Here is a 13,954-nt window from a genome sequence, read left to right on the forward strand (position 1 = left end):
CTAAAGTGTCCTGCGTGAGCAGCATCGAAGACAGGATGGCCGGCCTTGTCAAACTGCCGTCCCCGGTCGTGGAGCTGCATGACGAGCGGCTCGACCACCATGGCGTTCACCTCCGGGTCAAGCGCGACGACCTGATCAGCTCGGACATACCGGGAAACAAGTGGCGGAAGCTCCGTTACAACCTCGAAGCAGCTGAGAGCCAAGGCTTCACGCGACTCTTGACGTTCGGCGGCGCGTATTCGAACCACATCCGCGCGACGGCGGCTGCAGGCGAGCACCTGGGGTTCGAGACCGTCGGCGTCATCCGCGGCGAGAAGCACGAACCGCTCAACGACTCGCTCGCCTACGCCAGTGCGCACGGGATGACACTGACCTATTTGGACCGTACGACATATCGACGCAAAGACGAAACCGACGTTGTGGCTGAGCTGAACCGCGAGTTCGGGCCGTGCTACGTCCTCCCCGAGGGAGGCAGCAACGGCCTGGCTGTACGGGGCACCGCAGAGCTCGTCGGCGAGATCGCGACGGACTTCGACCTCGTCTGCTGCGCCACCGGAACCGGCGGAACCCTCGCTGGGATCGCGGCCGCCTTATCAGGCCCGCAACGCGCGCTCGGTTTTGCTGTACTGAAGGGCGGTCGGTTCCTCGAGGATGAGGTTCGCCGCCTCCAGCTCGATGCGTTCGGCGCTGCTACGACGAATTGGGACGTGGACGTCGACTTCCACTTCGGCGGCTACGCGAAGCGTCGTCCAACGCTCGACAGCTTCATCGAAGACTTCAGTGATCGCCACGGAATCACTCTCGACTGGGTCTACGAGGCGAAGATGCTCTACGGGCTCTTCGCGCGCGCAGAAGCCGGCGGTTTCAAACCAGGGACACGTGTTGTCGCGGTGTTGAGCTAAGCCGCTACACCTTGCCGTGGAAGATCTCCTGGGCGGCTTGCGACGTGTCGGACCCGCATCGCTCCAGGCGCCATTCTCCGCTGTTGATGGCGAAATCCCGTCCGAAACCGAGCCACATCCCGCTCATCCGCCGCCCGGCCGGATCGACGACCAGCTGCAGGGTGCCGTGATAAGCGGCGCCCTTGTAGTAGCCGGTCGGTGAGGTCTGCTCACGCCAGGTACCGGTGGCGACCGCCATGTCCTTGTTCAGCTCGATCCGCAAGCGTGATCCCGTCGAATGCGGCAGGCCCTGGGCCACCAGACGAGCGCCGTGCTCCCGCAACACCACGTAGTGTTCGCCCGTAAGCACCTTCTGTCGACCCGAGCTGGGATACTTGTACTGGCTGAACCAGATTCCAGAGAGGCCGTCCCCGGCCAGCTGCCCAGCTTCCGATGAATCAGCGGCGGCCGTCGGCTCCATCCCGAGTGCCCATCCCGCCGACGCCAGCGACAAGGCCGCGCTCACCTTCAACAGCATCGATCGCCGGCTGACTCCGTCTCCCCCGGTATGCGACCAAGTCGACGCCATCTGCGCAAGATCACGAACGTCGATGCCATCGAGGCGGTCGACGAAATCCTGTAGCCCTCCAGATTCCGGTGGCCTGAGATCAATCAGTTGTTGACGTGCCTTGTGCGCGAGATCGGATGCGCGAAAGTCCGCGGCGTCGGCGACCAGGTCGGCGACACTGCATTCGTAGAGCGCCGCCAAGTTCCCAAGAACGACCAGAGAAGGCGCGTGCCCGGTCTCGGCCGGCCACAGCTCCCAATACGAGAAGTTCTTGAAGGTCTTGGGGTCTTCGGGCCATCGGGAATTCCAGTGCTCCGCGACATCGCGTTGGCTCCAATCGCGCGCCAGACGAAGAGCCACCCGCATGTTCACGTTGTACCGCTTGGAAAACACTTGTGCGATCTCGACCCATGTCTTTGACTGGGTACGGAGTTCAGCGGACAATTGCCGCTGCTCCTGTCGCAGGCTTCGTGTTGCGGGTGGCATCGAGCAGGCTCCTCATCTGGATTTCCGTGCACCGTATCCGACCTGGATTATGGCGCAGAATCTCCCGGTTCAACAGGGACAAATTGCGCAACAAGATCACCGTCGAACTGGGTGGTTCACCGGCCTGATCTGCTGTTTTGTGGTCCATACACCCCGGCGACGGACCACGTAGGCACCGACGCCATCCACCCGAAGGAGTTAACGATGGACAGCGCGGCCCGAACAGTGAACGTCGCAGGCGTGGCCTGCGGATGCGCTGTCGGGTTGGCGGCCATCCTGCTGTTCGGTTGGTGGCTGTGGGCCCGGTTCGCTCGTCCGCACGGCCAGCACAACAACCTCGACGACCACACCTCGGTCGCCCAGCTCCTTCGCCAGAACGCGACCCTGCCCGAATACACGCAGGCGGGCTGGTGCAAACACGAAGTCCCCATGGCCGATGACGAGACCACCGAAACCTTCTTCCCGCCGCATCAAGGAGTACCAGCGGCACGCGGGCGACAGCCTTCGAGCAGGTCTTCTACTGCCGCTCATCGATGGCCGAATGCAGGCGACCTCGCTCTGGCCGAGCAACCTCACCATGTGCTTCTCAGCCGGGTGGTTCACGGACTGCGTCGCCTGCCAGGTCCCGACGATCAGCGTGGAAGTTTTACCACGAATGCGAACTCGGCAGCCTGAACCACAAACACAAGCCGCCTCATGCCATCTGGCGACGCTCAGCAAAGGAATCACCGTGGCACCAGTCATAACCAAGCCTGCCCTGCTTGCTGTCAGCACCAGCTTGCGAGAAGCCCGTGAACGCCAAGGGCTCGGCGTACGAGAACTTGCCCGCCAGCTTGGAGTTTCCCCGTCACGTGTTTCGAACTGGGAACTCGGCACCCACGAGCCGAAGCCAACAGTCGCGGCGCGACTGCTCGGCAGCCTGCAAGTCGGCGGTTCCGAGTTCGACCAGATCCTGGAGATCTCCGAGCACCTCAGCGACCGGAACTTCATCGATCAGTCGTCGTCACGCCTCGTAAACCTCTTGTGGGCATACGAAAAGCTGGCGAGCCGCATCGTCGAATGGGCGCCGTTCGCCATCCCGGATCTCCTCCAAACGCCCACGTGTGGCGACGCCGTCGTCGATATCCCGCTGACGCGCTCGGACCGTCTGGAGCAAGAGCGATTTCATCGCCAGTTCCGCCACGAGACCTTGGACGAGGGCACCCGCCAGTACGTGTTCATGATCGGAGAGCAGGCGCTCGACAACCTTCGCAACGATCCGAACGCTGCCAGGCAACAGATCGCGCACCTTCGCGCGTCGGAAAAGCTCAAGCACATCACCATCCGGGTCGCTCCGACGACCGTCCGCGCATCACGGTCAATGTCCCCGTTCACGCTATTCGAGCTCGGGGCAGGCGCGTTCGCCGTCGCACTGCGGCACAACTACTGCACTTCATACCTGACGGACGCCGTCCTGGTCGGCGGATACAGCGACACCGCAAGGGCCCTTCAGCGGCAAGGCATCAAGGACTTTATGACTGTGGAGCAGTGGAGCGACTCAGTCGAAAGGCAGGCGTCGTGACGACCGCGGTGATCTACGTCGATCAGCAGACCACCCGTCCCGTCATCGACGGCGAGTGGCACCGGATGAAGATCGCCGAGTTCTCGGAACCCGGCCAGCCCATCACCATGCTCTGCGGCGCGTCCGGAGCTGTCCAGTTCCGGCCGTCGCATGCGCGCCGGAGCCGCCAGATCCCTCGGCAATGTGAGAGCTGCGACCGAATTTACCGCCTCGACCAAGGTATCCCGCTCCAGCAGGACCGGCTTCGCATCCGCTGAAACACTGGAGGACCGAACGATGACCGTCCGTCCGATCGCCATCGACGAGCAGGCGTCGAGCTGCTACTTCCGCACCACCGTCGACAGCCCGTACCGCAAGGCTTTGGTCCAGATCACCGAGCGGTGCAACCTGCGCTGCGCGCACTGCTTCGTCTCCGCAACCAAACACGGCAAAGACATGCCACTGACCGAGGTCGTGAAGAAGGTCGTCCCGCGACTGGCCGACGCCCGAGTCCGGCGGGTGACACTGACCGGCGGCGAACCGACCATCCACCCGGACTTTCTCGGCATCGTGCACGCCTTCCGCAACGCCGGAATCGACGTCGGCATCTGCACCAACGCCACCGAACTCGACGACAAGCTCATCCGACAACTCGCCACCGCCGGAGTCCACGTCAACGTCTCCCTCGACGGGTTCGCCGCCGACTCCCACGGCCTGTTCCGCGGCGACCGCGCCTCATTCGACGTCACCGTGGCCAACGTCCGCAAGCTCGCCGCCGCCGGCCTGCTTCAGGGGCTGCTATGCACGCCTAATTCCCTGGCCGCCAACGACGAGTACGTGCAGCTGTGCGCCTTCGCCCGCGAGAACGGGGCCCGCTACGTCCTGCTCAACCCTCTCGGCAGCATGGGACGTGGCGTGAAATCCCAGCGGAAACTGGCCAAGACCACCATGCACATGCAGGAGATCTTCGAGCTGACCGCGCCTTTCGACGGCCCCGACCTCGACATCGCTCACATCCGCTTCCCCAACACGGGCCGCAAGCCTCTGGCCGGGTGCGAGGCCGGGACGATCATCTACGTCTTCACCCCGGGCGAGGTCACCGTCTGCCCGTACCTCGTCTTCGCCGCCCGGACCCCGATCTCCCGCCATCCCGACACCGACTTCATCGTCGGCAACATCTTCACCGACCGCGACCTGGCGGCCCGTCTCGACAACTACGGCTTCCACGACCGATTCAAAGTCGGTGCGAACCCGACCTGCACGTCCTGCAGCCTCGAATCCGACTGCGGCAAAGGATGCCCGGCTGCGGTCGTCGCGGCCGGCGGACGCATCGGCGACGTCGACGCCGAGCTGTGCCCGGTCACCGCCGAAACCCGCCGCCTGCTGCCCCTGGACGTCGCATGAGCGCGCCGCGCCTGCCGGGCAAGCTGGTGACCTTCGAAGGACCCGGCGGCGTCGGCAAGACGACGATCACCGCCCTGGTCGCCGAGCTCCTCGAGGCTGACGGCATCCCCGCGCACGCCACCATCCAACCGTCCCGCTCTCCCCTGGGCGAGCTGGCCCGCCACGGCACCGACACCTACCGCGACATGGCGCTAGCCTGCCTCTGCGCAGCCGACCGGCACCACCAGCTAACCAGCGAGATCCTCCCAGCCCTGGCCGAAGGCAAAATCGTGCTCTGCGACCGCTACGTGGCATCGTCGCTGGTCCTGCAAGGGCTCGACGACATTCCCCTCGATGTCGTCTGGGCGCTCAACCACGACGTGTACCGCCCCGACCTCGTCTGCACGCTCAGCGCCGCTCCGGCAGCCGTCGAACAACGCCTCCGTGCTCGAGGCGGGCACAGCCGCTTCGAGCGCGCCACCGGGAGCAGCTTCCGCGAAACGTACGGCTACCTGGCGGCGACGACGTTCCTGCGTGACCAGGGCTGGCCCGTCCAGGTCATCGAGTGCGCCGACGATCCCCGCACGACAGCTGGCACCATCATCGACCTGATCCACCGCACCCTCACGGAGAACCCGGCATGCCCCTGACCGTCCTCACCCTCAACGTCGGCAACCCCGCGGCGGAGCGGGCCCGCCGTCAACGTGACTGGCTCGCCCGTCGCGGCGAGGACGTCTTCGTGCTCACCGAAACCGGCTCCGGGCCCGGCACCCGCCTGATCGCCGACTCGTTCACCGACGCCGGCTGGTCAGTCACCTTCCCCGAGCACCCCGACAAGGAACGCGGCGTCATGCTGCTGGCCAAGCTCGAGTCCACGGTGGATCCCATCGGCGCCGCGATGACCTACCTGCCCGCCCGGCTGGCCGGCATCGTGGTGGACACCGACCGCGGGCCGATGCGGATCCTCGGCGCCTACGTCCCTTCCCGCGACGCCACCGAGGCGAAGACCACCCGCAAACGCACGTGGATCGACGCCTTCCACCAAGCCTACGAGGCCACCGCCGACGACACCCCAGTCCTCCTCCTGGGCGATCTCAACGTCCTCGAGCCTGGCCACGTCCCACCGCATCCCGGCCAGTTCGCACCGTTCGAGACCGCCTTCTACACCGAGCTGACCCAGCGCCACGGACTCGCCGACGCCTTCCGCGCGCTGCAGCCGACCGCCGTCGAGCACAGCTGGGCCCGCCGCGCCGACCTCGGCTACCGCTACGACCACGCCCACGCCTCGACCGCGCTGCTCGAACACGTCGCGCACTGCTCCTACGTGCACGACACCCGATCCGGGGGCGCCGCGCTGACGGACCATTCGGGACTCGCCGTCGAACTGACACTGACCGCGACCGCTCCGCTGATAACGTCCGACCCGGCCGCGGACCACGAGGCAACGCTCTTCTGAACCTGGGGTACTCGCGCCCGGCCGCCATGGAGCCGCCGAGCACGAGGACCCACCGGATGACCGCCGCCAGCGAACCGGCCCTGCGGGTCGGCGCCCGCGTCCTGCTCCTCAACCGTGACGACGAGGTCCTGCTCATCCACGCCCGCGACCCCGACGACCCCGGCCACCGCTGGTGGGAACTCCCCGGCGGCGGGCAGGACCCCGGAGAGAAGCTCGAAGACACCGCACGCCGCGAGATCGCCGAGGAAACCGGGCTCGTCCTGGACGAGATCGGCCGCAAGCTCTGGACACGCGAAAGCCGGTTCACCTACCGCGGCCGCGAGCACCACCGCCTCGACCACGTCTACCTCGCCCACACCGACCACGACGCGCCGCAGGTCGCTCTCCGGCACACCGCCAACGAGCGCGCCGGCCTCATCGAACGCCGCTGGTGGCCGGCCGTCGCGCTGGGCGGGTGCGAGGACAAGCTGCTCCCGGCCGAGCTGCCGGAGCTCCTCGAGGCTCTCCTCGATGACCGGTTCCCCGATACTCCCCCGGCTCTTACCGCCTGACCTCGCCGTCACCGCGGTGGGTGCACGGTGGTTCTGCACGGCGCATGGCGATGCGCGCCCGGAACGACTGGGCCACCGGTCCGTCGGGTAGCGGGGCTGTCCACCGGTAGGCGGGAGCGCGGGCTACTGCGGCCGCGACGAGCGTGCGGCCGTAGCCGAGCAACCGGTAACCCGCGACGACGTGGACGTAGTCGAGGGTGGCGGTCCGGCACGGGACGCAGATGCTAAGCGTCGCGGTCGCGACCTGCGCGCGGTCGAGGTGGAGGTCGATCTGGCCGGCCAGCGTCCCAGGCGGTGGCTCGCGGACGACGAGGAGCAGTCCGTCGCCGAACGCTGGGTCGAACGCCCGCGGGCTCGTGACGTCGAAGTGGGCCCATTCGGCGAGGCGCCGCTTGGAGGGGTCGCAGGCTTCCATCGAGCGGCAGACCTCGCACAGGGTGGCGTGCAGCCGGTAGCGATGGCTGTAGGGCGCAAGCTTGTCGTAGAGATCGAGGTTCAGCCAATGCCCGCGCAAGCAGGTAGCCGGCTGGCCGGATGATGGCCGAAGCGGAATCAGCTCACCGAATTCCCTGCGCGCGCCCGATCGGACCGCGCCGCCGGCTTGATCGCCGATCATCGGGCGAGGCGCCGCTGACCGATAGCACCTGACCAGACTGAAGGGCTCATCCGGCGGCCTCGGTTAGGCCGCGCCGGGCGAGCGGACGGCCCGCGGCGGTCGCACCTCCCGGACCGGGCAGCTGGAGAGCAACGGTCTGCGGACGAGCTGCGCCGCCGCGGCCGCGGCTGGTGACGACGACGTCGCGGTACTCCAGGTGGCCGAACCCGTCGTCGGTCAGGCCACGCCACTTGCGTCGCGAGACGTGCAGCTCAAGGTCGACTCCCGGCCACGCGCCGGCGGCGATCAGCACCGCACCCCGGTTGCGAACCCGCCCGGCCAGCCTGCGGGCCAGCTGCGGCTGCACTCCTCGCACGGCGCCCGGGCCTAGAACGACCAGGTCGAACCCATCGATCAACGCCGACACGACCGCGACGACCTCGGCCCCGGGGTTGGGCACGAGCGCGAATCGTTCCAGGTCGATACCGAGCTCGGCCGCCGCGGTGACCCCGAGCTCCGGCATCCCGGCGATCGCCGCCCACGAGCCCTGCTGCGTCGCCTCGATGAGCAAAGCCAGAACCAGAGCGGTCGAGCCCGAGACCGACAACGTGGTGCCACGCCGCAGCCCACCTCCCGGCAGCAGCTCGGCGAGCGCAGGCGTCACCGGCTCCGACCCGGCCGCGGCCGCGGCCGGCGCCTCGGAGCTCGGCTGCTTCAGTTCGGCGGCCGTGCGGACACCCGGGATCGCCGCAAGCCCGGCCACCGCCTCCGGCACCGCCACCACGCACCTCCAGCACCACGAACACGCACCGGAGACACCCGCAGGGAAGACACGAGCGCACCCGAACACACATCGAACACTTGTTCGGATACTGCGAGACGGCGCGGGCGCTGTCAAGTCGAGCCGGGCAACCTCACCCCGCCAGGCCGCCGCAGCGCACGGCGCTCAGCTCCGTACCCACCGTCACCGATAGGGGGTGCCCCAGGTAAACACGGCGAGTATAGGGCCAACCGGGTTGCCGTCCTGCGAGGCGATGGCCCCCACTTCGGGAGGCCGGCCATGGCTGCTGTGCTTCCTCTGACGCGCCTAACCGAGTCCAGCCGATGCTGGCCAACCCCGACGGCGGCCGGCTGCGCGCGGATCCGGAACGGGCGTAAGGCACGGCCGACCGCTTCGTACACCGGCCGGGTTGCCGTAGCGCCATCGGCCGGTTGTAAAACACGATCATTCCGACGATTGCCGTCGGCTCGTATGATCGAGCGGTTAACAGGCAGTCTAGGATTCTCCCGTGCCAGGCAACACCAAAACCGCCTTGGTCGACCGCGAGGGCCTCGGGCTCTTCCAACGCGCCGTGACGCGGGATCTCGGGTGGATCTTCCGCGAACAGACCGTCGTCGACCAGGGAATCGACGGCCACGTCGAGATCGCCGACGAGGACGGACGAGGCACCGGGCGCCTGATCGCCGTGCAGATCAAGTCCGGGCCCTCGCACTTCAGGCGTGTCAAAGGTGGTTGGGCGTTCTACTACGACGAAACGAAACGCCGCTTATGGCTGGGGCACGCACTTCCGGTAATGGTTGTGTTCATCGACCTGGAAAGCGACGCGATCTACTGGCAGCGGATCCACACCTCGGTCGAACGGCGCACCGGGAAGCGCTACGCCGTCACCGTGCCCGAGAACCAGACACTGAGTACCGCCGCCGAGCCCTGGCTCCTGGCCGCGAGCGGCGTCGAGCAGCGAGCCATAGAGCGATACGAGTCCAACCTCGAGCTCCTGCCGCCTCCTGTCCGCCGGCTGCTCGAGGACGAGTCTGCTGCTCGCCTCCAACGTGCTCTCGTTGCGCAGCATCTGGCCGAAGGCCGGACAAATCCCTCCGGAACCGCGCAGGCGTTGATCTCCACCAGACCGCTTTGGATGCAGGCTTCGAACGCTTGGCCGTGGCGAGCCTTGGCATCTTTCTGTTCGCACCACGACGCCATGACCGAGAGCTCCGCGGCGTGGGAGATCGCCGCCGAAGATGGCGGTGACCAGGCCGGGGGGCGCCTGGCCGCCGCGGCCGCCAACATCGCCGCGGTGGATCGGACGCGAGCAGCCGAACTGCTGGAGGAGGCCCGACGACGTGGCGGCGCCGAGGTCGTCGTGGCAGTCGTCGAGGCAATCCTGGAGGTACCAGAAGGCGACCTCTCGCCATGGCGCACCGACACCGTTCTGGCCGCGGCAGGGGCGAAGGCGAACTCGACGGTCCAGCACTTTCTCACCGATCAGGCTCTCCAGAGTGACGACCTGCCCAAAGCTGCGCGCCACGCCGAGCGTGCGCTTGCTCTAGAACCGGATGATGCCGCAGCCATGTCCAAAGTCGCGTTGATCTGCGCGCGGCGCGCCGAAACCGCCGAGGCCCAAGCCGGTGACCTGGCGCGAGCCGCCGAACTGCTGCAGGCGGCAGTCACCCAGCGCCGACAATGGAGCGGCGAAACCCGAGGCCTCCTGGCGCTGCTGGCCCGAGTGCTGATGATCAGAGGCCAGTTCGGCGCCGTCCTCAACATGCTGCTCCCAGCACCGCTCGGCACTGCGAACGCCGACGAGGCCGACGATCCGGTCCTGCGGCGCCTCGCCCTCACTGCTGCGCACGGGTCCGGTGACAGCGAACTCGTCGCCTCGATCGAAGCCGCGATGACCGACAACGTCGAGGATCAAATCGCCCGCCTCCGGCTCGGCCTCCTCGAGCTGCCGGCTGCCGAGGCCGAAGCGCTTTGGACACCGCACCTCGCACGTGCCCGATCCGATTACGACGGCGAAGCGGCCGTCATGGCAACCCACCGCCTCGCCGCTTTGGGCGTCGACGCAACAGCGCAACTCGACGAGCTCATCCGGGCCGGAGCCCTCCCGCTAGGAACGGACCGTTTGCCCCGGGCCATCGCTACGTTCCGCCGCAACACGGCGGAAGGCCTTTCGCTTCTGCGCTCGCTTTCGACCGAAGATCCCGCCGCAGCCGAGCAACTCGTCCACGCTCTGGTCGAGGTCGGGCGCCCGGACGAGGCGATAGCAGCCAGCGCGTCGGCCGCCCAGCGCTTTCGCTCTCCTAGGTTCCTCACCCTTCACGCGCTGCTCGTCTTCCAGCACGCGACGGCCGAACGAGCTGACCGCGCGCTGCAGGACGCATTGCAGGCTGAGGACCGCCCCGCGGAACGAGTCGAACTGGCTACCCGGCTGGCCGACATCGCGGCCACAGCCCAGGACTGGGCACGGGCGGAGTCGACCCTGGCGCAGGTAGTCGCCTACCAGACGCCGCCGCCCGACGGGGTGGTGTGGAACCTCGTCCGGGCTCAACTGAACGGTGGCGGAGAAACCCGCGCTGCGGCAACTGTGGCCCGTCACCAGCCTCGAGTCAGATCCGAGGAAGAAGCGCAGCTCTGGGCACAGGCGATGGCTTCCCTCGCTTGGGATGACGAACTCGCCGAAAGAGCTATCGAGCTTGCTTCGGACTTCGCCGACAACGCACAGCTGGCGACCTTTCTACTCTCCCACCTGGTGACCGCCACCCGTGGCACCGTGCCCGAGAACGGCGGCGAGTACACGGACGACGATGCCCTCGATGCGATCCCGGATCCTCCAGATGATCGGCCAGTTGTACGAGGCAATCTGCACCGGCGAGCGTTCGAACTTCTTAACACGCTCTACGAGACACACGGCGATGCCACAGGGATGCGGATCCTGTCCACGACCTCCCCCGAGGAGTTCCTCGCCGAGGTTGAGCCGATCGTTCGCCGACCTGACCAAACGCACCTAGCCGGCCTGGCCGACCAGATATCCCGTGCTCAGGTACCCGCGGGCATGCTCGCCCTGAGCATCGGCCGCAGCTACACATCAGCGCTGGTTCAGCGAACCGCTGGCCTGCTGGTCGCCGTCGCGGTCGATGACGCCGAACATCAGGCCGAGGTGGACGCGGCAACGGCATCGGCAGGCCGGCCCGCTGTCGTCGACATCTCCACCCTGCTGGTGCTGTCACAACTGACGGACGCCGATGCCGTGTCCGGACAGGTCGGCGAACTGATCCTAGCTCTTCCAGCCCACCATGACGTGCTGCGTGCCGCGCTCCAAGCACGCACCCTCGCCGGAAGCGTCGGCAGTTTGGGTTCGAGCGCAGCAGAAGGAAGCTTGACGTTCTACGAGCGTAACGAGGAGCACTATCAGTTCGTACGAGACCGCACGGCCGCCGTCGAGGCGCTCGCGCACCGTTGTTCCATCCGCCCCGTCGGTACTACCTCCGTTTTCGGCGACAACTCCGAACGCGCGCGAGCCGTACCGTGGCTGGCCGCAATCGAAGTCGCCGCCCAAGAGGGAATGCCCTTATGGTGCGATGACCTGGCCGTGCGCAGACTGGCCCGGAGCGTCGGCGTCTCGTGCTTTTCCACGATGGCCATGGCCGAAGTGCTGCGCGACACCCGGCTCGAATCCGCGCACACCTCAGATGAGATCGACGCGGTGCTCGACGCCACCGCCAAGACAGTAGGTGAGCTCCACGCCGAATTCGTGGTCGACCTGCCGGTGAGTGAGGAGCAGCTCCTGGACCAGGCCGAGGCGGACGGCTGGGTCCCCGCTGCGGCCGCCCTCGCCATAGAACGTCCGTCGTGGTGGGGGTGGCAGCAGGATCCGGTCGGGCTGCTCATGAATCGGCTCTACCCGGCTGTACGCGAAGCCGAACCGGCTCAGCTGCCGAACTGGCAACGTGCGGCCATGCTCGGCGCCGCCCGTGCCCAGCCGACACCGGCTGAGCAGCGTCAGGCCCTCGCGAACTTGGCATTGCTCGGTTGGGAACTTGAGCCAGCGCTTGATGATCTGGTCGGTGGTTTCCGGACGGCACGGCGACTCGCCACCGCTCTCGGCGACATCAGGGACCCCCTTGAAGTATTGCCCGCGGCGCGCACTGTCCTGGCGGAGAACGGAATCAATCGTTCGGATCAAGTGGTTCAGCAGCTAACTGCGAGGCTACGAGCTGATGCTGGCGAAGCAGCCGTTTAGCGGATGCGCGAGGTGCTTGCAGCCAGCGGACGGCGCATCGTGGCCAGGTCCGGCGCTTGGCAGCGACCTGCGCGCGGCTTCCGCGCATCGCCTCCGGCGGCGAGACCACGTTAGTCCAGCTGCCCACGAAGGAGACCTTCGCGGAACCCATCGACATCCGGAAACAGCACACGTCGCCGCCGGTTGTAAGTGTGCTTGAGCGGATCCCTGATCTTGTCTTTCACGGCGGCGGTGATAACGATCGCGCAGAACGAGAGGCTCGTCGGTCGCCCTCGCCCTCGTTCGACGCTGAGCAGCTTGGCAAGTCTAGCCGGTCCCGGCGCCTTGCCGGTCGGGTTGAATCCCATTACACCCGGCGCTGTATGCCGCTTGGGTACAGCACTGCCGACGAAGAATCCCTCCTGCGCCTTCATCCGCTCGTCCGGCAATGCCGGAAATGCGCGGAAGATCTCCTTATCCGTTGCCGACTTCCTCAACGCTTCCTCATACGGACCGCTGAGCGGGTCGGACACCTTAGCCCAGGTCTGGGTTTGCGGCCCGTGCGAAAATGTCTCGTACCACGTCGTGTCGGTCACATCGATAGCGAACAGAACGCCCGGACTCCGGCGGACCTTGCCGTTTTTCCCAGGTGCATGCTCTTCGGTCGCAACCAGAGCGCGGTCATCGGGTTGGCGGTCACGTCGAGCAAGCGCGTCGGCACGCCGTGGTGTTGCAGAACCGCCAGCATGTGCATATCGGTGGCAGACGATCCAAGGTCACGGCCGAGCCCCCAACGACGCGCTTCCTCCAGGATCTCCAACTCTCGAGCACGGACTCGTTCCTCCGTGACTTCTCCACCCTTGTTCCTAATCTCTCGAAACAACGACGCGCTCAGATCCCAGGAGGCGTCGTTCTGGCCTCGCCATGCGTACGTGCGGTCCTGCCCCAGCAAAGCGATATGACTAATGATCCTGAAAAGCTGATGCGGTGTCTTAACTTCAAGACCCCACTCGTGGCTGAGCCAGTCATCGAACGCCGGCGGCTTCATACGCCCACCCTACCGATGGTTGCGCTCTGCGACATCTTGAGTTCCACCGCGCTTTCGAAGGTCACTACCGGACGTCGTCCATGTCGAATCGCCGCATCGGTACCTCGGTTCCATCCCCGGCCAGCACAAGCATCTCAGGGGCCGTCGCGCTGCACGCGGGCTCGAGCGCTTCCGCATCTTCGCAGGAGCATGGCGCCGTGGTCGCTTTACCAACGTAACGATCAAGCCGACGCCCGGGTGCCCGTGAGCCGGCGCAAGTCGACCACGCCCTCCGCGACACAGACGCCGAGCAGGCAGCCAGGGGGGTGGAGGTCGAACGTCGCACTGGCCGTCCAAATCGATGACGAACGCAAACCGGCGGCCCTGGCGCGGACGACAGAACCTCAATTTATCACTCCCCCCGTACCCGACGCCTGCTTGTAGTGGCCGGATACTGGGCGCGCGAG

14 protein-coding genes are annotated in these 13,954 nt (G+C 66.6%); 9 read left to right on the forward strand and 5 right to left on the reverse strand.

Annotation, left to right across the window (positions count from 1 at the left end):
- Positions 1-14 precede the first annotated feature (14 nt).
- The gene (locus ACIA5G_RS34105; protein ID WP_395930744.1) at positions 15-902 is read left to right on the forward strand and encodes a 1-aminocyclopropane-1-carboxylate deaminase/D-cysteine desulfhydrase; all 888 of its coding nucleotides are present in this window, start codon (positions 15-17) and stop codon (positions 900-902) included.
- Positions 903-906: 4 nt separating this feature from the next.
- On the opposite strand, the gene ACIA5G_RS34110 is transcribed toward ACIA5G_RS34105, so the two are convergent.
- Positions 907-1,893 (reverse strand): hypothetical protein, encoded by a 987-nt coding sequence (locus tag ACIA5G_RS34110; protein ID WP_395930746.1) that lies wholly within the window; start codon positions 1,891-1,893, stop codon positions 907-909.
- A gap of 246 nt (positions 1,894-2,139) precedes the next feature.
- Here ACIA5G_RS34110 and ACIA5G_RS34115 point away from each other — a divergent pair, with 246 nt between their 5' ends.
- The 7 genes from ACIA5G_RS34115 to ACIA5G_RS34145 are packed head-to-tail and all read left to right on the forward strand — an operon-like array spanning position 2,140 to position 6,865.
- On the forward strand, positions 2,140-2,610 hold the full coding sequence (locus tag ACIA5G_RS34115) for a hypothetical protein (protein ID WP_395930748.1): 471 nt from the start codon (positions 2,140-2,142) through the stop codon (positions 2,608-2,610).
- A gap of 55 nt (positions 2,611-2,665) precedes the next feature.
- Positions 2,666-3,496, forward strand: a complete 831-nt coding sequence (locus ACIA5G_RS34120) for a Scr1 family TA system antitoxin-like transcriptional regulator (RefSeq protein ID WP_395930750.1) — start codon at positions 2,666-2,668, stop codon at positions 3,494-3,496.
- A complete protein-coding gene (locus tag ACIA5G_RS34125; protein WP_395930752.1) occupies positions 3,493-3,753 on the forward strand; it encodes a hypothetical protein in 261 nt (86 codons plus the stop codon). The genes ACIA5G_RS34120 and ACIA5G_RS34125 overlap by 4 nt, the downstream gene beginning before the upstream one ends.
- A 19-nt stretch (positions 3,754-3,772) precedes the next feature.
- Entirely contained in the window at positions 3,773-4,879 is a 1,107-nt protein-coding gene (locus tag ACIA5G_RS34130; protein WP_395930754.1) for a radical SAM protein, read from the forward strand.
- The gene (gene tmk / locus ACIA5G_RS34135; protein WP_395930756.1) at positions 4,876-5,508 is read left to right on the forward strand and encodes a dTMP kinase; all 633 of its coding nucleotides are present in this window, start codon (positions 4,876-4,878) and stop codon (positions 5,506-5,508) included. Before ACIA5G_RS34130 ends, tmk begins: the two co-directional genes overlap by 4 nt.
- Positions 5,499-6,314 (forward strand): endonuclease/exonuclease/phosphatase family protein, encoded by an 816-nt coding sequence (locus ACIA5G_RS34140; RefSeq protein WP_395930758.1) that lies wholly within the window; start codon positions 5,499-5,501, stop codon positions 6,312-6,314. Before tmk ends, ACIA5G_RS34140 begins: the two co-directional genes overlap by 10 nt.
- A 56-nt stretch (positions 6,315-6,370) precedes the next feature.
- On the forward strand, positions 6,371-6,865 hold the full coding sequence (locus ACIA5G_RS34145) for an NUDIX hydrolase (protein WP_395930760.1): 495 nt from the start codon (positions 6,371-6,373) through the stop codon (positions 6,863-6,865).
- Here the strand turns inward: ACIA5G_RS34145 and ACIA5G_RS34150 are convergent.
- Both ACIA5G_RS34150 and ACIA5G_RS34155 read right to left on the reverse strand, forming a co-directional pair.
- The gene (locus ACIA5G_RS34150; RefSeq protein ID WP_395930762.1) at positions 6,855-7,379 is read right to left on the reverse strand and encodes a GNAT family N-acetyltransferase; all 525 of its coding nucleotides are present in this window, start codon (positions 7,377-7,379) and stop codon (positions 6,855-6,857) included. The genes ACIA5G_RS34145 and ACIA5G_RS34150 overlap by 11 nt on opposite strands.
- A gap of 148 nt (positions 7,380-7,527) precedes the next feature.
- Positions 7,528-8,241: a hypothetical protein gene (locus ACIA5G_RS34155; RefSeq protein ID WP_395930764.1), complete on the reverse strand. Its 714-nt coding sequence runs from the start codon at positions 8,239-8,241 to the stop codon at positions 7,528-7,530.
- Positions 8,242-8,749: 508 nt separating this feature from the next.
- Here ACIA5G_RS34155 and ACIA5G_RS34160 point away from each other — a divergent pair.
- Positions 8,750-12,481: a DUF4365 domain-containing protein gene (locus tag ACIA5G_RS34160; protein ID WP_395930766.1), complete on the forward strand. Its 3,732-nt coding sequence runs from the start codon at positions 8,750-8,752 to the stop codon at positions 12,479-12,481.
- A gap of 110 nt (positions 12,482-12,591) precedes the next feature.
- Here ACIA5G_RS34160 and ACIA5G_RS34165 read toward each other — a convergent pair whose 3' ends face one another.
- The gene (locus ACIA5G_RS34165) at positions 12,592-13,056 is read right to left on the reverse strand and encodes a hypothetical protein (protein WP_395930768.1); all 465 of its coding nucleotides are present in this window, start codon (positions 13,054-13,056) and stop codon (positions 12,592-12,594) included.
- A complete protein-coding gene (locus ACIA5G_RS34170; RefSeq protein WP_395930770.1) occupies positions 13,053-13,508 on the reverse strand; it encodes an FRG domain-containing protein in 456 nt (151 codons plus the stop codon). The genes ACIA5G_RS34165 and ACIA5G_RS34170 overlap by 4 nt, the downstream gene beginning before the upstream one ends.
- Positions 13,509-13,954: the final 446 nt, after the last annotated feature.

The sequence above is a fragment of the Amycolatopsis sp. NPDC051758 genome (genome assembly GCF_044453095.1).
Classification (GTDB): Bacteria; Actinomycetota; Actinomycetes; order Mycobacteriales; family Pseudonocardiaceae; genus Amycolatopsis.